Origin of the sequence: Campylobacter sputorum (genome assembly GCF_002220775.1) — a bacterium.
In the GTDB taxonomy this organism is placed as follows: domain Bacteria; phylum Campylobacterota; class Campylobacteria; order Campylobacterales; family Campylobacteraceae; genus Campylobacter_F; species Campylobacter_F bovis.
The window spans coordinates 444,339-462,372 of sequence record NZ_CP019685.1; the positions used below are offsets into that span (position 1 = coordinate 444,339).

Below are 18,034 nucleotides of genomic sequence, written 5' to 3' on the forward strand. Positions count from 1 at the left end.
AATTAACAAATTTGCAACAAGAATATTAATATTTGCTAAAGTAAGATTTTATGAAAAACTGCTAAAATTATTTATTGGAGATTTTTATGAAAAAATTTATTAAAAATTTAATTTTAAATATAGATAATTATAAAATATATCATACAATGGCTATTTTTTCACTTGTTTTTATGTTTTTACTAATAGTAACTTTTCTAAACATAAAAAAAGATGTTTATCAAAAAATAGAACAAAATCGTATTTTGACAACTCAAAGATTAAAATACTCTCTTTCTCTCTGGATAGAAGAGCAGATAAAAAGTTTAGAAGCAGCTACTGCGTATTTACAAAATAATCAAATCTATCAAGATGAAAATAAAATTATAAAATTTAACAAAAATTTTCTTCAATCATCACCAAATTTTGACTTTATTCACATTTATGTTGATGATAAATATTTTTTTGTAAATTCTGATAAAATTTTTGATTTAGAGCATAACAAAAGTCTAAATTCTTTTGCAAATATAAATAATGCAAGAACGCTTGATTGGTATGTAAAAACAAAATCTATGATGAAAACAACTATAAACAACAAAACAAAACATGCGATTTTAAAAGAACGAACTATAAATATTTGCACACCTATTATCGATCAAGATAAATTTAAAGGTGTGGTATGTGGAATTCTTGGAGCGAAAAGTTTGTTTGATAAAATCAAGCAAATTAAGCCACCTAAGCATTTTTACTATTTTATTGTTGATGAAAGTGGTAAAATTCTTACTAAATTAGATAATGAAAATTTAATAGCCGAAATTTCAGAGACTTGCTTAAAACTAGATAATAATGAAACAATTATCAAAATAAATAATGATGTAATAAATTTAAGCACAATAGATAGATTTGATTGGAAAATAGGTGTTGGTGTAAATAATGAAAATTTTTTAAAACAAAATTTTAAAACCATATTTGAACACAGCATTGTGTTATTTATATTTTTTATATTTTTTATGCTTGTATTAAATTTAGGATATGAGTTTATTATTCAAAAATTTGTTATTAAAAAAAATCAAATGGAAATTTTGCTAGCTAGAAAATCTAGATTAAATGAAATCGGCACGCTTATTACAAGCATAAATCATCAGTTAAAACAGCCAATAAATTCACTTAGTTTAATACTTTCAAATACAGAATTTTTTCGTCAAAATCACAATTTAAATGACGATATGTTGAAGTCAAATTTAGATTTATGTTTTAAACAGATTGAATTGATAGATAAGTCGATAAATATTTTTCGCAATTTTTATTCTAATGACGATGCAATAAGCGAATTTTGGATTAATGAATCTATAAAATCATTGATTTTTGCGACTCATTGTGAGCTTTCTCATCACAATATTACAATTAAATTTGAATCTAAAAATGACATAAAAGTTGTTAGTATTGAAAATTTTATTCAACAAATTTTATTGGTTTTGATCCAAAATTCAAAAGATGCGATAATAAGCTCACAAAAAGTATCTATTCGTCAAATTTATATACAGATAAATCAAGTAGATGATTTTGTTGAGATTAGCGTTAGTGATTTTGCTGATGGAATTGATGAAAAACTTAGTGAAAAAATTTTTAGCGAGGATAAAACGACAAATAAAAAATTAGGTTTTGGTCTTGGATTATATTTTGCAAAAACTATTTGTGTGCAAAAACTAAAAGGCGATTTACAGCTTATTTCTTCACGCAACCCAACAAAATTTACTCTAAATATACCAATAAATTTAAGGAGCTAATTTGCAACTTTCTACATTAAAACTTCTTGAAAATTTTACTATAATGGTTGTTGAAGACGACGAAATTGCTTTAAGTATGTTAGAATTAGGCTTAAAGCCATATTGCAAAAAGCTATTTTTAGCTCGTGATGGTTTAGAAGGACTTGAAATTTTTAAAAAAAATCAAATAGATATGATTTTAACGGATTTGCATATGTCAAATTTAAATGGATTTGAGATGATTAAAATAATCTTATCTATAAAGCCAAATCAAAATTTCATAGTTATGACATCATATGATAGCGATCAAAATTTCTTAAATAGTATAAAACACGGTGCTTTAAATTTTATTAGAAAACCATTAAACATGCTTACTATACAAAGTTCGCTGATAATTGCTCTGTCAAATATCAAAAGCGAGAAAAAACAAATTAGTAAAAGAGTAAGCGTTGATTATAGTAATGAAAATATCTATCTTGATGATGAGTTGGTGTTTTTATCACAAAAAAATCATAAAATTTTCTGGCTATTTTTATATAACTTAAACAATGTTGTTAGTTACGAACTTATAGAAAGTTATGTTTATAATGATGAAAATTTTAGTAAAAATGCTCTTCAAATGTCTATAAAGCGTATAAAATCACAACTTGCTGATGTAAAAATAGAAAACATTTCATCAATTGGATATATTTTAAAAAGCTAAATTTATTTTACATTAATTTTACGATGATTGTCTAACATTACTCCATACCAATAAAAAAAGGAGTGCAAAATGGATAGAAGAAGTTTTCTAAAAGGCACAGCAGGCATTGGGACATTAGCAGCTTTTGAGCTAAATTTAGGAGCTAGTGCAAAAGATATAGTTGAGGGTACTGGCGTAAGTAAAAGTGTAAAAAGCATTTGCGAAATGTGTTCATCTCGTTGTCCTGTTGAGGTAAGAGTTGAAGAGGGTAAATGTACCTTTATAACAGGAAATCCAAAATTTTCATCAAATAAAACAGCAGTTTGTGCAAGAGGTGGAGCAGGAGTTAATCAGCTTTATGATAAAGAAAGACTTGTTAAGCCTTTAATTCGCGTCGGCAAAAGAGGTGAGGGTAAATGGAAAGAGGTTAGTTATGAACAAGCACTTAAATTTGCAGCTGATAAACTTAATGAAATCAAGGAAAAATACGGTCCGCAAAGTGTTGTTTTTACTTCAAAAAGTGGAGAAAGTCATGAGCAAATGACAAATTTTGCCTGTAGTTACGGAAGCCCAAATATTTTTTCACATTGGTCTTGCTGTCCGATTACAGAAAAAATAGCTATTCCGCACACATTTGGAACATCACCAAAAAGAGATTTTAAAAATGCAAAATATATTGTAAATTTTGGTCATAATTTATTTGAAGGTATTAACATTTCAGATACTAAAAAACTTATGGCTTTTGCGGATAAAAAAGATACTAAACTTTTAGTTTTAGAACCAAGATTTAGCGTTATTGCATCTAAGGCTGATGAGTGGCTGCCTGTAAAACCAGGAACTGATTTAGCATTTGTAATGGCACTTATTCATGTGTGGATAAGAGATGAAAAATATGATAAAAAATTTATTGAAAATTACACAATAGGATTTGACGAGCTTGCAAAAAGTGTAGCTAACTCTACTCCAAAATGGCAAGAAGGAATAACTGGCATAAGTGCTGAGAGTGTTGAGAGAATAGCTAATGAAATTTATTCAAAAGCACCACAAGTTATCATTGATTGGGGTCATAAAACAACCACAACAAGGGCTGAGTATCAAAGAACAAGAGCTATAGCTATAGCAAATGCTTTGATGGGAAATTTTGAAAAAAAAGGCGGACTATTTTTTGGCAAAAATGCTAAGAAATTTAACGAGCTTTGTGGAGAAGATTTATTTCCTGTTTTATCAAATCCAAACAGCGAGTTTAAAGTTCCAAAAACACCTAGAATAGATGGTTGTGGAGAAGATGGAAGTAGGCATTTTTTTATTCCTAGAAAACATGGTATTTTGATGGATATAGCTCCTGCTATTTTAAATAAAAAACCATATCCTATAAAAGGTTGGGTAAATACTAGATTTAATCATCTTATAAATGTTGCTGGAACACAAGATGTCATAAAAGCGATTAATGAACTTGATTTTGTAATGTCAATTGATATTTATATGAGTGATTTTAGTCAATATGCTGATGTTGTATTCCCAGAAGCGACTTATCTTGAAAGAGATGAAAGCATACAAGACAAATCAGGTACAGCACCTGGGTATTATATGCGTCAAAAAGCAATTGAGCCAATAAATGGTACTTTAAGCGGATATGAGATATTTAGAAAACTTGCTAAGATTATGAACATTGATAGTCTTTATAAATACAATGATATAAATGAGTTTAGAATGATTCAAGCAAAAGGAGATGCAAAACTCCTAGAATCTCTTATAAAAGATGGTTATGTTTCATGGAAAGTTCCACAAGTTTATTATAGAGAGGCAAGTTATATTTCTAAATTTGTAGAAAAATATCCAAATGCGGCTAAATTTGTAGATGAAAATGGTGAGATGAGTTCGCAAATGAAATTTAAAACTCCAAGCGGAAAGATAGAACTATTTTCGTTGCAAGTTGAAGAAAAACTTCCAGGAGAAGGCTGTCTTAATACCAACAATATGGATGTTTTTGATGGACATGAGCTTTGTTTAATGAGCGGTAAAACACCTATCCATACAAATGGACATACGCAAAATATCAAAATTTTAAACGATATGATGAATGATGCACCAATCTGGATAAATACAAAAACAGCAAATAAAAAAGATCTAAAAACAGGTGACAAGATTATGCTAAAAAATAAATTTGGCGAAGAAAAAGGAACCGTTTTTGTAACTGAGGGCATAAGAGAAGATACGCTTTTTGTTTATCATGGCTTTGGGCATATTAGTAAAGAACTTAAGAGAACTTATGGTGATGGAACTAATCAAAGTAAGATTTTAAATCCAGCTGATGGTGCAGTTTGTGGCACAATGGTTACAAATGTTGGCGTTGATATTGTAAAGTTGTAAGGTGGATAAAATGAAAAAATATGTAATGATACACGATGAAAATTTATGCATAGGATGTCAAGCTTGTTCTGTTGCATGTAGAAATGAAAACAAAGTAAGTGATGGTGTTTATAGGCTTCAAGTACACGCAAATATGAAAGGTGTATTTCCAAATTTACAAACAAATTTTGAAAGACAAAGTTGTGTTATGTGTGAAGAAAGTCCATGTGTGGATGTTTGTCCAACGGGAGCTAGTTTTAAAACTGAAGATGGTATAACTTTGGTTGATGAAAGAACTTGTGTTAGCTGTAAATACTGCGTTTTAGCCTGTCCTTATGATGCAAGATTTGTTGATCCAGTTAGTAAAGTTATAGGAAAATGTACATTTTGTTATGAAACAAGACTTGCAAAAGGGCTTGAACCAGCTTGTGTTACGGTTTGTCCTACAAATGCACTTATATTTGGTGATGCAAATGATAAAAATAGTGAAGTAAGTAAAGCAATGTCTACAAATGCTGTAATTTATCCTAAAGCTCATAAAGGAACAAAGCCGTCTTTAGGATATATAAAAAATACAAGAGGAGGATATCATGAATAATATGTGGGGAGATATGGCACAATATGGTGCTATTTACTGGCCTTGGCCAATTGCTGTGTATCTTTTTTTAGCAGGTCTTAGTGCGGGTTGTACGATAGTTGCACTTCTTGTAAAATGGAACAAACATTCAGATAATACCTCTTCTATCTGGGATGCTATGGTAAAAGCTGGCGCAATAACAGCACCTGTTACTATAATAATTGGTCTTTTGCTACTTATATTTGATCTTGGCAAACCACTTAGTTTTTACTGGTTGCTTATATCGTATAATTTTGGTTCTGTTATGAGTCTTGGTGTATTGTTTTTGCTTGTTTATACGCCACTTAGTGTGCTTTTTGCTTTTATTATTTTTGAAAATAGCATTGAAAAAAGTAGAACTTTATCGGTATTTAGCTTTATACCTAGGATAATTAGAAGTTTTGCTAGTATATCAAAATTAGTTGAGTATATTTTATTAATACTTGCAATTTGTGTAGGAATGTATACAGGGTTTTTGCTTAGTGCTATTAGCAAAATTCCACTTTGGAATACTCCTATTTTACCTATTTTGTTTCTAGTTTCTGGATTTTCAAGTGGCATTGCTGCGAACATACTTATAGGTATGGCGTTTTTTAAAGGTTCATTAAACAAAGATAGCATAAAATACCTTTTAGTTTTGGATTTGCGTGCTATACTTTTTGAGCTTCCTTTGCTTTTAATTTTATTTATAGGAATGAATTTCCAAGGCGGACAAAGTGCGGTTGCTGCTTCTCAAGCACTTAGCGATCCGTATTATGGTAAATTATTTTGGATAGTTGTTGTAGGAATCGGTCTTTTAACACCTATTATAATCGCAGCTACAGCTCTTAAAAATCACGCGTATAAACCAGGATTTATAATCTTAAATTCTGTTGTTGTATTAATTGGCGTGATTGCTTTAAGATATTATATAGTTTATGCAGGGCAACTATTTACAGGAGTGTGATATAAAGATATTATTACTTGAAGATAACTATGCTTATAGACTTAGCATAAAAGAGTATTTAGAGACTCTTGGATACGAAGTTGATGAGGCTGGTGATGGGCTTGAAGCGTGTGATAAGATAGCTGCTTCAAGCTACCATCTTTTAATCTTAGATATAAAAGTTCCTGAGATTTCAGGTCATGAAGTTATAAAATATGCAAAAAACCTAAATTTACAAACCCCTATAATGATAATGACATCTTTAACTAGTATAGAGGATTTATCTTATGGATATGAACTTGGTTGCAATGAGTATCTAAAAAAGCCATTTGAGTTAGCTGAACTTAAATTTAGAGTTAATGAGCTTATGAGAAAATACTATAACAAAGATGACAAAAATATTATAAAACTTTCAAATAACTATGAATATGATACTATTTTAAAAGTTATTAAATTTAAAAATCAAGATATAGTTTTAACAAATAAAGAGATATCTATAATAGAATATCTATTAAGCAAAATAGGCTCATTTGTAAGTATAGCTGAAATTATAGATGAAATTTGGGAAGATAAAAATGTAGATAGTGCAGATATAAGAGTTCATATTAGTAAAATTAGACAAAAAACTTATGATGATTTTATAGTATCTTCAAGAGGATTTGGATACAAAATAAATGCTTAAAAGGTTAAATATACCTATAATTGTTGCTATTTGTATAACGCTACTATTTATTTTTCAAGGAATACAAATAGTAAATTTAAGTTCTAAAAAAGATGAAAATACAGAGATTTTAAATTTAATCTACAAAAGCAAAGAGATAATACATGATATCAAAAATATACAAAACAAAAGCACACTTATATACGAATTTGGCATTTACGATAAAGATGATAATGTTTTATACTCCAAGCTTTCTATACCACCTAAAAATAGAGATTTTCAAATTTTAAAAAGCGATGGGTATTTGTATTACAAAACATCATTTATCGATGATAGGGATTTGTTGTTTTTGATAGTTGCTAAAAAGCTAGATTATACTAAATTTATATTTTTAGCAACTTTCATGGCTATAATAACGATAGTTGTTGTATTTGCACTTATGTATGTAAGCTATGAAAGTATTTCAAAACCATATCAAGAACAAAAAAGACTTATGAATATGTTTTTTAACGACGCCATGCATGAATTAAAAACTCCACTTGGCATAGCAACTATAAATTTAGAAATGCTTGGATACAAAGATAAACACACACATCGCATAAAATCGGCATTAAAAGAGATGAAAGTAACTTACGAAGATGTTGAGTTTTTTATAAAAAATTCTTATACTAATCTTCCTAAAATAAAGATAAATTTTTCATATTTTTTGCTCTCTAGGGTTAAGTTTATAAGCACTATAGCAAATGTTAAAAATATTAAAATATTAACTAACATTGAAAAAAATTTAGAAATTTTTATGAGTGAGATTGAGGCTACAAGGCTTGTGGATAACAACCTTTCAAACGCTATAAAGTATTCTAAAGAAAATAGTAAAATTTTGATAAATTTAACTAAAATAAATGATGATTTTATACTTTTTAGTGTTGAGGATTTTGGACGCGGCATAAAAGATACAAACGAAATTTGGAAACGCTACACAAGAGAAGATTATTCTCAAGGTGGTTTTGGATTAGGTTTAAACATCATCTCATCAATATGCAAAAAATATGGCATTTCATATGATGTAAAATCAGTTTATACAAAAGGTAGTATTTTTAGCTATAAAATACCCATTTATATGGATAAAATACTAGATAATATCTAGTTTAGTATTGCATTAATTTTGATACACCATTTTCTACTTTATCTTTGTTAAAGTGAAGTACTATAAATCCTATTTTGTTGTTTTTTATATCATAAAGTTCTATTTTGCAAAAATAATTTGAGTTTATTTTTGTAAACTCTTCATTTTCAAAGTCAAATTTTTTTAGCGTAGTTAGTATGTTTAGATTTGCACTGCTTTCATTTAAAATGGCGTAATTTTTAACAAGTGAGTTTCTTTGAAAGCATTCTGAAAAATACTTTTGATCAACAAGCACAAATATATCATATCCTCTTCTTTTAGCTATTGTATCTAAATGGTTAAAATCAAGCATAACTTCCAAGCTTCCTAAAAATTTACTATCATACGAAATTGGAGAAATTCCCCTTATAAAAACTCCACATCTTCCAGCTTCTATGCCATAAACTGATTTTTTAGAATTTTTTACCTCTAAGAGCGTGTGTCTAAATTTAGTCAAATCATCGCCAAATTTATTATAATTCCAGCTTCTTACCAAACTTTTTAATTCGCTTGTATGTGTGTGAAGCATAATGTTTTGATATAGTGGAATTTTGCTTAATATATCTATATAGTTATTTAGTGTTGTATAGCAAAAATGTCTATCTTGAGACAAAAGACATTGTTTTATATCTTCATTTTGCGAAAGTATCAAAGAAAGGGTCATAGCATTAATGTTATCTTCTTTTATAGTGTTTAGTAAAATTTCTGAGTTGATGTCAAAATATTGTTTTACGATAAGCTCTTCTTCGCTGATTTTAAATTTATAAAAAAGCGCTCCAAGTATAACCATGAAAATAGCAGCAATTATTAGTATAATTTTTTTAAGAGTTTTTTTCAAAACATTCCTTTAAATTTTTGTTTAAAAGTTTACTAAATTTATCAAAGCTTGGTAAATTTAACTTAGCATCTCTTTGTTTTTTACCCCACATACATTCAGGAAAATAACTATCGTTTTTAAATCTAGCCATAATATGTAAATGTACCCTTGGTAGATAATTTGCAAAACTAGCCATATTTATTTTATCTGGATTATAAAAACTAATCATAGTTTTTTCAACACAAATTGCGGCTTTAAAAATAGCTTTTTGTGTAAATTCTTCACAATCACTAATTTCTTTATACTCTTTTTTTGTGAAAATTTTTACCCATGGAATTTCATTAACTTCTTGTTCAACATATATCAAATCATTTTCGTAAATCACGGCATTTCCTTGCTAAATTTAAAATCCATTATATCATAAATTTAGCATTTAAGGATATAGCTTAAATTTTATATTAATTGTAATTTCAAAACTATAACTAAGCGTAAAGTATATAAAATCTATATAAATTACAAAATAAGGAGGGTTTTTATGGAACTAAAGTGGAAAGAGGCAAACTACGAAGAGTTTATCCAAAAAGCTAAAAAGATAGCAAAAGATAGAGTTTTTAATAGTTATTTGCTTAGATATGCTTATGGAATAGACGCGTCTTGTTACAGATATATACCTCAAGTTGTTGTAAAAGTAGCAAATGAAACTGAGGTTATAGAATTAATCCATCTTGCAAAGAAATGCAAAACTCCTATAACATTTAAAGCAGCTGGAAGTTCTTTATCAGGACAATGCTGTAGCGATAGTGTTTTAATCATAGCAAATGATGGTTGGAAAGATTATAAAATTTTAAAAAATGCAGATAAAATCACTCTTCAATGCGGTGTTATCGGAAGTGATGCTAATAAATATTTGCAGCCATATGGTAAAAAAATCGGTCCAGACCCTGCAACTATAGCAACTGCATTAATTGGCGGTATTTTAAACAATAACGCAAGCGGAATGTGTTGTGGTGTTTATCAAAACTCATATCAAACGATTGATTCGCTAAGAGTGATTTTGATGGATGGAACTTTGCTTGATACATCAGATGAGGTTAGTTTTAGTAAATTTTTAAATACTCATAAAGATTTAGTTAATGGTCTTTTGGATATTAGAAATGAAATTTATAAAGATGATGAGCTTAAAAAACTAATCGAAAAGAAATTTAAGATTAAAAATACAACAGGTTATAGTATAAATTCTTTTGTTGATTTTAGTGATATCAGGGATATTATAAACCATATTTTCATAGGAAGCGAAGGAACTTTGGGTTTTGTGAGCGAAGTTACATATAACTGCATTGATGATCCTAAGTTTAAAGGTTGTGCTTTGATGTTTTTTGAAACGCTAGAAGATGCAAGCAGGGCAGTGGTTGCTATAAATCCGCTTGATAAAAAAGAGGTAGTTGCAGCCGAGATGATGGATTATGCTTGTTTAAAAAGCGTAGCAAATCTTAGTAATGTTCCTGAGTTTTTAAAAAATGTAAAAGAGGGTGCAACTTGCTTACTTTTACAAACTCAAAGCAGTGATGAAAAGATTGTTGATAGAAATTTAAAAGTTATAAAACAAACCCTTAAAGATATACCTGTTTGCATGTCAACTCTGATTTCAAAGGATCCAGATGAATACAACAGCTGGTGGGCTATAAGAAAGGGAATTTTGCCGATTGCAGCTGGAGCCAGAAAGTCAAAAAGCGTTGTTATAGTTGAAGATGTTTGCTTTGAAATAGATAAATTTTGCGATGGCGTGATTATGCTAAAAAATCTTTTTAAAAGATACGGATTTGAAAATAACGGAGTGATATTTGGTCATGCATTAAGTGGAAATTTGCATTTTGTCATAACACCTGATTTAAGTAATAAAAATGAATATGAAAATTTTTCAAATTTAGTAAAAGATATGGCTTATGAGACAGCAAATATGGGTGGAAGTATAAAAGCAGAACATGGTACTGGACGGATGGTTGCACCATTTGTTGAGGTTGAATGGGGTAAGAAAGCTTATGAGATAAATAAAAAAGTCAAAGAGCTTTTTGATAAGGAATTTTTGCTAAATCCAGATGTTATCATAACAGATGATCCGCAAATTTATAAGAAAAATATGAAGGTAATGTCGCAAATTGATGATTTGTTTAATCTTTGTATGGAATGTGGGGCTTGTGAGAGAAATTGCCCGTCAAAAAATATCACTTTAACGCCTAGGCAAAGGATAGGAGTTTTAAGAGAGCAGCAAAGGGCATTAGAAGATGGCGATATCAAACTTTCAGATGAGTTAAAAAAAGGTTTTGAGTATTATGGTGCTGAAACTTGTGCAGCTTGTTCTATGTGCGAAGATTTGTGTCCTCTTAGCATAGATACAGCAAAAATAGCACTTAGTTTAAGAAAAGCAGCTAGTGATAAAACACTAAATTTAGCAAATAAAATTTATAACAACATAGATAAAACAGTGAAAATAGCGAAATTTGCACTAAAAACAGATGAACTTGCTAGTAAAGTAATAGGAGAAAAAAATATATCTAAAATTACTTCAGCAATCCACTCAAAAATTCCTATGTTTCCTTATGCACCAAGCGTTATGCCAAGAGCAAATACTTATGAGCTAAAAAGCCAAATTTCATCACAAAATCAAACTAGCGTTGTGTATTTTACAACCTGTATAAACAGAGGCTTTGCACCAAACAAAAAAATGCGTGATACTAGGGCTTTACAAGAAGTTTTTGAAAGTTTATGCAAAAAAGCTAATGTAAATGTGATTTATCCACAAGATTTAGACAGACTTTGCTGTGGTATGGGTTTTGTAAATTACGATAGTATACAAAAGCAAAATCAAGATAAATTTTTAGATATTCTTTTAAAAGCTAGTAATGGCGGTAAATACGATATAGTTATAGATCATTCTGCGTGTTTTTATCATACGCTAAAAATGGCTGCTAAACAAAATAGCTCTTTAAAAATTCTTGACATAAGTGAATTTTTATATAAAATATCTTCAAATTTAGATATCAAAAAAATAGATGAAACCATAATCGTTCATAAGCAGTGTGAGCTGAAAAAAAGTGGTAAATCTGATTACATAGAAAAACTTGCTAAAATGTGTTCAAATAGCGTTTTTGATATAGAAAGTTTTGCGTGTTGTGGATTTGCTGGAGATAAAGGATTTTTCACACCAGAGTTAAATTTAAGTGCTACAAAAAATTTATCCAAAGAGATAAAATTTAAAGCAGCTACAATAGGCGTTAGTTCTAGTTCTAGCTGTGAAGTAGGGCTAAATTCCCAAAGCGATATATCTTTTCAAAGTATAGCTTATTTGCTAGATAGATGTTCTAGTAAAAAGCATTAAAACTATTTAATATAAACTTAAATTTAGCGTAGTTTAAATAAAACTCCGCTATAATTTAAGTCTCATTTCAAACACATCCATTCCTAAATTTGGTTGCAAACTGCTTTTTAAATATTGTAGCTTGTTAAGGGGTGTGGAGGAAAAACTAAATTTCGCGATTTTTCGCATAAGGAGATAACTCATGGTTACAATGAGAGATTTACTAGAGTGTGGTGTTCATTTTGGTCACCAAACTAGAAGATGGAACCCAAAGATGAAAAAATTCATTTTTGGTGAGAGAAAAGGTATTTATATAATAGATTTGCAAAAAACTATTAGATATTTTAGATATACATACAATATAGTTAGAGACGCAGCGGCTGAAGGCAAAACTATACTTTTTGTTGGAACAAAAAAACAATCAGGCTTAGCTATAAAAGAGTATGCTGAAAAATGCGGTATGCCTTATGTAAATCATAGATGGCTTGGCGGTATGATGACAAACTTTGATACAATTCGTCAATCAATAAGAAAATTAGATGTTATAGAAAAAATGGAAGAAGATGGTTCAATTAACCTTCTTACAAAAAAAGAAGCTTTAATGCTACGCCGCAAAAAAGAGAAACTAATAGACACTCTAGGCGGTATTAGAAATATGAAAACTCTTCCTGATATGTTTTTTGTTATTGATACTGTAAAAGAAAAAATAGCAGTAACAGAGGCAAATAGACTTGGAATTCCTGTTGTTGCACCAATTGATACAAACTGCGATCCAGATGTTGTGGATTATCCAATTCCTGGAAATGATGATGCGATTCGTTCTATTCAGCTATTTTGTGCGGAATTTGCAGAGGCAATAAACGAAGGTAAAGCTTTAAGAGATCAAGACGAGAGTGTGCAAGATGAGAAAGATCCTGTAACTAAAGAAGAAAAAGATGAGATTCTTGACGAAGCTATGAGTGAAGAAGATTTTGAAGAAGTGGAGGAAGAGTAATGCAAATAAGCTCAGCCATGGTAAAAGAGCTTCGTGAAAGTACTGGAGCTGGAATGATGGAGTGCAAAAAAGCACTAGTTGAAACAAATGGAGATATGGAAAAAGCAGTTGATTATCTAAGAGAAAAAGGTCTTGGAAAAGCTGCAAAAAAAGCTGATAGATTAGCAAGCGAAGGTCTTGTTAGTATAGCTATAAATAAAGAACTAACAAAAGCTACTGTTGTTGAGATAAATTCAGAAACAGATTTCGTTGCAAAAAATGCACAATTTATCTCATTAGTAGAAAATACAGCACAACATATACAAGACAAATCTATAAAAACAGCAGATGAGTTAAATGCTAGTATAATAAATGGTGTTAAATTTGATGAGAATTTAAAAACTCAAATAGCAACAATAGGCGAAAATATAGTTGTTAGAAGATTTGCTACTGTTGAACAAAGCGATGGTGTTTTAAATGGTTATATCCATTCAAATAATAGAGTAGCTGTTATAATAAGTGCAACTTGCGAGAGTGCTGATAAATCAAAAGTTGCTGATTTTTTAAGACAACTTTGTATGCATGCAGCTGCTATGAAACCTCAAGTTATAAGCTATAAAGATTTGGATAAAGATTTTGTCCAAAAAGAATTTATAGCACTAAAAGCTGAACTTGAAAAAGATAATGAAGAGTTATCAAGGCTTGGAAAACCGCTTCACCACATACCTCATTTTGCAAGTAGATTGCAATTAAGTGATGAAGTTATGAAAAAAGCTACAGAAGATATAAAAGCTGAATTAAAAGCAGAAGGAAAACCTGAAAAAATTTGGGATCATATAATTCCAGGTAAAATAGATAGATTTGTTGCTGATAATACTATTTTAGATCAAAGACTTACACTTCTTGGACAATTTTTTGTAATGGATGATAAAAAAACAATCGAGCAGGTTATAGAAGATAAGAGTAAAGAGCTTGGTGGAAAAATTACTATAACAAATTATATTAGATTTGAAGTTGGTGAGGGTTTAGAGAAAAAAAGTGAAGACTTTGCAGCTGAGGTAGCAGCTCAAATAGGCTAAAATGGAACTTTTAAGAGCGGAGAATTTATCTTGCGAGTATGATTACCCGCTCTTTGAAAATGTAAATTTAAATTTAAACGAGTGTGATACTATAGCTATACTTGGTATTAGCGGCTGTGGTAAATCCACTCTTTTACACGCATTATCAACTCTTTTAAAGCCAAAAACTGGCGAAGTAATTTATAAAAATAGATCAATATACACTCTAAATGACAAACAAAAACTTGATATAAGAAGAAATGATTTTGGTATAATATTTCAATCGCACTATCTTTTTAAAGGTTTTAGTGCTTTGGAAAATATAGAACTTGCTTCTGTTTTAAATAACAAAAAATTGGATAAAGATTTATGTGAAAAATTGCAAATTTCTAATGTTTTAAACCAAAAAGCCACAGAGTTAAGTGGCGGACAGCAGCAAAGAGTTAGCATTGCAAGAGTTTTAAATAAAGAACCTAAGATAATTTTTGCTGATGAGCCAACTGGAAATTTAGATAAAGCTACTTCAAAAGAAGTTATGAGTGTTTTATTTGATTATACAAAAGAAAAAAAAGGTGGACTTATCCTAGTTACGCATGATGAAATTTTAGCCTCAAAATGCTCACAAATTTATCGTCTTGAAAACAGACAGCTACAAAAATGGAGTTAGTAAATTTTATATCTAACCAAAATACTTTAACATTTATGCTACTTTTTGTTAGAATGAGTGCTTTGTTTTTGTTTTTTCCATTTTTTTCACATACCCAAATTCCTTTTGTAATAAAAACTTCTCTTTCGCTTTTATTTACAATTTTATTTTTTCCTATGGCTAAGATAGTAAATTTTAATGATAGTTATATGAATTATCTGGTTTTTGAAATTCTTAGCGAAGCACTTTTTGGACTTTGTGCTGGTATAATTTTGTATCTTGTGTTTGCAGCCTTACAACTTGCAGGAGAGCAAATCGCTTTTGTTATGGGCTTAACTATGGCAAATGTTATAGATCCACAAAGTGGTATAAATACGCCCATTATTTCAAATATATTGAATTTTATAGCACTTATACTTTTTTTACTTTTAGATTGTCATCATGTTGTTATAATGTTTTTTTCAAGCTCACTTGATTTTATACCACTTGGCGGCTTTTATCCAAATCCAGAGCTTTTAACATATATCTCAAAAAGTGTGGTAAATTTATTTATGTTTGGTTTTATCATAGCTTTTCCAGTATTAGCATTTTCACTTATGGCTGATTTTATATTTGGAATGCTTATGAAAACTATGCCACAATTTAATCTTTTGATAGTTGGATATCCTATAAAAATTTGTATGGCATATGTAGTTTTAATAGTAATTCTTGGTATAATTATGGAGGTTTTTAAAAAGCTTTTACTAGCTGCTATGAACAATTTACCAAATTTATTTTTTAGCTAAGCAATTAATAATCAAATTTATCATAAAATAATACAGTTGGTTTTCAAAGGAGAAATTAATGAAAGTTGTTTTGTTAAATAATAATCCCGCTGTTTCAAGGCTTATTAGCTTAAGTGTAAATAAACTTGGATATGATTTTAAAGAGATTACCTCCAAAGATGAGATTACTTCTAAAGTAGATATTCTTGTGGTAGATAGCGAAATAGATGATTTTGATTCTAGCTTAACATCGCTTGCAAATCATACTGTTTTTTTGGTGCCTAAAAATTTAGAAAATAGACCAGAAGGTGGTGAAATTTTAGAAAAACCTTTCTTGCCAACTAGATTTATAGAAATTATTGAGTCTTTTTCACAAAGTTCTTTTGCTGATGTAGAGCCAAAAGAAGATGATGATATTAAGTTTGCTGATTTTGAAGATGTTATGAATGATATAGAAATGTCTAATAGTTTAGAAAATGACTTAAAAGACAATTTAAACATAGATGAAGATAACATTAAAAATGAAGATATCACAAATAAAGATATTGATGAAAAACTGGATATAGAAGATTTAGATAATATAAAAGAAGAACATAGAGAATTATTTGAAAATGAAGATATATCCGAAGTATATGATACACAAGAAAATCAAAGTGTAGATGATTTTAAAGAAAGTTTGGAAAAAGAAATTTCAGATATAAATACAGATAATGTAGATGATATAGATGAAATTACTAGCATTATAGATGAGATAGATAATATGGTTGATGAAAGTAGCGATGAACAAAACTTGCAAGACGATATGACAAGTCAGTTAAAAGAAGAGATGCCTACTGAGAATTTAGAAGATGAGGCTATGCAAACAAATGAAGAAAATCAATATGATTTTGAAAAAAGCTTAGATGAAGTTTTAGAGCAAGATGATTTGCAAGAAAATGTTGTAGAGACAAATTTAGAAGAAGACTCTATAGAAGATGATGTGAATTTAGATAGCGGACTTGTTGATAAAATTAAAGAAGTTGGTGAAAATTTAGATGAGCAACAAGATGATTTGCAAGAAGATTTGATTGAAGATGATTCTTTAGATGAAAATGCATATGAAGAAGATATAAATTTAAAAGAAGATAAGGTTCCTGAATTTAGTAGCGAAGAATCTACTTTTGAAGATAAAAATATAGAGCAAGTATCCAATGAAGATATACGGGATATAAGCGAAATTACAGAAAAAGCTATGAAGGTAGCGCTAAATGAAGAAGTTGTGGATAATGATGAAAATATAAACGAAGATGCCAATTTAAATATTCAAGATGAACTTGATATAAAAAATGACTCTCTAAAGAATGATATTGCCAACAAAATTAGCGATGAGATTAATTCAACTTTGAGTCAAAGCAGCATTAGAGAAGCGTTGAAAAATATGAAAATAAATATAAATATAACTTTTGAGGATAAGTAAAGTTGGCTGGACAAATTTTAGTTATTTCTGGGCCTAGCGGTAGTGGTAAAAGCACACTTTTAGAAAGATTACTAAAAGAAGAAGATGGAATTTATTTTTCTATATCTTCTACAACAAGAGATATTAGAGATGGCGAGAAAAATGGTGTAAATTATCATTACATATCTCAAGATGAATTTAAGCAAGGTATAGAAAATGGCGATTTTTTGGAGTGGGCTAAGGTTCATAAAAATTATTACGGAACTTCATTAAAGCCTGTTAAAGAAGCATTAGAGCAAGATAAAATCGTTATTTTTGATATAGATGTTCAAGGTTTTAAAATAGTAATGTCAAAATTTGCAGATATTACAACATCTTTATTTATAACAACAAAAGATCAAAAAGAACTTAAAAAAAGACTTCAAAATAGAGGCACAGATAGCGATGATACTATAGAACAGAGGATTTTTAATGCAGTTGGAGAGATGGAACATATTTTAGAATATGATTATTTCTTTATAAATGATGATTTGGAGCGATCATATAAAAATTTGCGTTCTATTTTAAATTGTATGCGTATAAAAAGTTCTAACATAAATTTACGCGAAAGCATAAATAATTGGTTAGAATCTTAAAAAATTTAATTAAAGGGTAAAAAATGGGATTTTCAAGTATTAGCCATTGGGTTATAGTTTTAATTATTATAGTTTTGCTTTTTGGAGCAAAAAAGATACCAGAACTTGCAAAGGGCGTTGGTAAGGGAATTAAAACATTTAAAAAAGAGTTAGAAGATGATGAAAATGTCGCATCTAAAACAAAAGATGAATTAGAAGATAAAAAAGCATAATA

Annotated in this window: 17 protein-coding genes; 15 read left to right on the forward strand and 2 right to left on the reverse strand. The window is 29.3% G+C overall.

The genetic code is table 11. The features are described 5' to 3' along the window. Positions 1-86: 86 nt before the first annotated feature. The 7 genes from CSPB_RS02280 (at position 87) to CSPB_RS02310 (ending at position 8,119) form a co-directional block, all read left to right on the forward strand. Entirely contained in the window at positions 87-1,763 is a 1,677-nt protein-coding gene (locus CSPB_RS02280) for a sensor histidine kinase (RefSeq protein ID WP_089192986.1), read from the forward strand. A 1-nt stretch (position 1,764) separates the two neighbouring features. Further along, positions 1,765-2,445 (forward strand): response regulator transcription factor, encoded by a 681-nt coding sequence (locus tag CSPB_RS02285; RefSeq protein ID WP_033916485.1) that lies wholly within the window; start codon positions 1,765-1,767, stop codon positions 2,443-2,445. 69 nt (positions 2,446-2,514) lie between these two features. After that, complete coding sequence (gene phsA, locus CSPB_RS02290) at positions 2,515-4,794, forward strand: thiosulfate reductase PhsA (RefSeq protein WP_089192987.1); 2,280 nt, start codon at positions 2,515-2,517, stop codon at positions 4,792-4,794. 10 nt (positions 4,795-4,804) lie between these two features. Next, complete coding sequence (locus CSPB_RS02295; RefSeq protein WP_089192988.1) at positions 4,805-5,371, forward strand: 4Fe-4S dicluster domain-containing protein; 567 nt, start codon at positions 4,805-4,807, stop codon at positions 5,369-5,371. Beyond that, positions 5,364-6,335, forward strand: a complete 972-nt coding sequence (gene nrfD, locus CSPB_RS02300; RefSeq protein WP_089192989.1) for an NrfD/PsrC family molybdoenzyme membrane anchor subunit — start codon at positions 5,364-5,366, stop codon at positions 6,333-6,335. Before CSPB_RS02295 ends, nrfD begins: the two co-directional genes overlap by 8 nt. A gap of 1 nt (position 6,336) precedes the next feature. Further along, a complete protein-coding gene (locus CSPB_RS02305; RefSeq protein ID WP_033916537.1) occupies positions 6,337-6,996 on the forward strand; it encodes a response regulator transcription factor in 660 nt (219 codons plus the stop codon). Further along, positions 6,989-8,119, forward strand: a complete 1,131-nt coding sequence (locus tag CSPB_RS02310; RefSeq protein WP_227484188.1) for a sensor histidine kinase — start codon at positions 6,989-6,991, stop codon at positions 8,117-8,119. The genes CSPB_RS02305 and CSPB_RS02310 overlap by 8 nt, the downstream gene beginning before the upstream one ends. A gap of 1 nt (position 8,120) precedes the next feature. On the opposite strand, the gene CSPB_RS02315 is transcribed toward CSPB_RS02310, so the two are convergent. Together CSPB_RS02315 and CSPB_RS02320 are read right to left on the reverse strand one after the other, a co-directional pair. Further along, a complete protein-coding gene (locus CSPB_RS02315) occupies positions 8,121-8,975 on the reverse strand; it encodes a cache domain-containing protein (RefSeq protein ID WP_089192990.1) in 855 nt (284 codons plus the stop codon). Beyond that, on the reverse strand, positions 8,959-9,339 hold the full coding sequence (locus tag CSPB_RS02320) for an HIT family protein (RefSeq protein ID WP_089192991.1): 381 nt from the start codon (positions 9,337-9,339) through the stop codon (positions 8,959-8,961). The genes CSPB_RS02315 and CSPB_RS02320 overlap by 17 nt, the downstream gene beginning before the upstream one ends. A gap of 150 nt (positions 9,340-9,489) precedes the next feature. On the opposite strand from CSPB_RS02320, the gene CSPB_RS02325 reads away from it, so the two are divergent. The 8 genes from CSPB_RS02325 (at position 9,490) to CSPB_RS02360 (ending at position 18,032) form a co-directional block, all read left to right on the forward strand. Further along, positions 9,490-12,330, forward strand: a complete 2,841-nt coding sequence (locus tag CSPB_RS02325; RefSeq protein ID WP_089192992.1) for an FAD-binding and (Fe-S)-binding domain-containing protein — start codon at positions 9,490-9,492, stop codon at positions 12,328-12,330. A gap of 181 nt (positions 12,331-12,511) precedes the next feature. Then, entirely contained in the window at positions 12,512-13,303 is a 792-nt protein-coding gene (rpsB, locus tag CSPB_RS02330; protein WP_033916478.1) for a 30S ribosomal protein S2, read from the forward strand. After that, positions 13,303-14,361, forward strand: a complete 1,059-nt coding sequence (gene tsf / locus CSPB_RS02335; protein WP_089192993.1) for a translation elongation factor Ts — start codon at positions 13,303-13,305, stop codon at positions 14,359-14,361. The genes rpsB and tsf overlap by 1 nt, the downstream gene beginning before the upstream one ends. A gap of 1 nt (position 14,362) precedes the next feature. Beyond that, the gene (locus tag CSPB_RS02340) at positions 14,363-15,007 is read left to right on the forward strand and encodes an ABC transporter ATP-binding protein (RefSeq protein WP_089192994.1); all 645 of its coding nucleotides are present in this window, start codon (positions 14,363-14,365) and stop codon (positions 15,005-15,007) included. After that, positions 14,998-15,771, forward strand: a complete 774-nt coding sequence (fliR, locus tag CSPB_RS02345; RefSeq protein WP_033916475.1) for a flagellar biosynthetic protein FliR — start codon at positions 14,998-15,000, stop codon at positions 15,769-15,771. Before CSPB_RS02340 ends, fliR begins: the two co-directional genes overlap by 10 nt. 58 nt (positions 15,772-15,829) lie before the next feature. Next, positions 15,830-17,206: a hypothetical protein gene (locus CSPB_RS02350; RefSeq protein ID WP_089192995.1), complete on the forward strand. Its 1,377-nt coding sequence runs from the start codon at positions 15,830-15,832 to the stop codon at positions 17,204-17,206. A 2-nt stretch (positions 17,207-17,208) separates the two neighbouring features. Then, on the forward strand, positions 17,209-17,820 hold the full coding sequence (gene gmk / locus CSPB_RS02355) for a guanylate kinase (protein WP_089192996.1): 612 nt from the start codon (positions 17,209-17,211) through the stop codon (positions 17,818-17,820). A gap of 23 nt (positions 17,821-17,843) precedes the next feature. Then, positions 17,844-18,032: a twin-arginine translocase TatA/TatE family subunit gene (locus tag CSPB_RS02360; protein ID WP_052137668.1), complete on the forward strand. Its 189-nt coding sequence runs from the start codon at positions 17,844-17,846 to the stop codon at positions 18,030-18,032. Positions 18,033-18,034: the final 2 nt, after the last annotated feature.

Coding starts and splice junctions, on each gene's coding strand:
- CSPB_RS02280 (WP_089192986.1), top strand. CDS start 87: ATGAAAAAATTTATTAAAAATTTAATTTTAAATATAGATAATTATAAA.
- phsA (WP_089192987.1), top strand. CDS start 2,515: ATGGATAGAAGAAGTTTTCTAAAAGGCACAGCAGGCATTGGGACATTA.
- CSPB_RS02295 (WP_089192988.1), top strand. CDS start 4,805: ATGAAAAAATATGTAATGATACACGATGAAAATTTATGCATAGGATGT.
- nrfD (WP_089192989.1), top strand. CDS start 5,364: ATGAATAATATGTGGGGAGATATGGCACAATATGGTGCTATTTACTGG.
- CSPB_RS02310 (WP_227484188.1), top strand. CDS start 6,989: ATGCTTAAAAGGTTAAATATACCTATAATTGTTGCTATTTGTATAACG.
- CSPB_RS02325 (WP_089192992.1), top strand. CDS start 9,490: ATGGAACTAAAGTGGAAAGAGGCAAACTACGAAGAGTTTATCCAAAAA.
- rpsB (WP_033916478.1), top strand. CDS start 12,512: ATGGTTACAATGAGAGATTTACTAGAGTGTGGTGTTCATTTTGGTCAC.
- tsf (WP_089192993.1), top strand. CDS start 13,303: ATGCAAATAAGCTCAGCCATGGTAAAAGAGCTTCGTGAAAGTACTGGA.
- CSPB_RS02340 (WP_089192994.1), top strand. CDS start 14,363: ATGGAACTTTTAAGAGCGGAGAATTTATCTTGCGAGTATGATTACCCG.
- fliR (WP_033916475.1), top strand. CDS start 14,998: ATGGAGTTAGTAAATTTTATATCTAACCAAAATACTTTAACATTTATG.
- CSPB_RS02350 (WP_089192995.1), top strand. CDS start 15,830: ATGAAAGTTGTTTTGTTAAATAATAATCCCGCTGTTTCAAGGCTTATT.
- CSPB_RS02360 (WP_052137668.1), top strand. CDS start 17,844: ATGGGATTTTCAAGTATTAGCCATTGGGTTATAGTTTTAATTATTATA.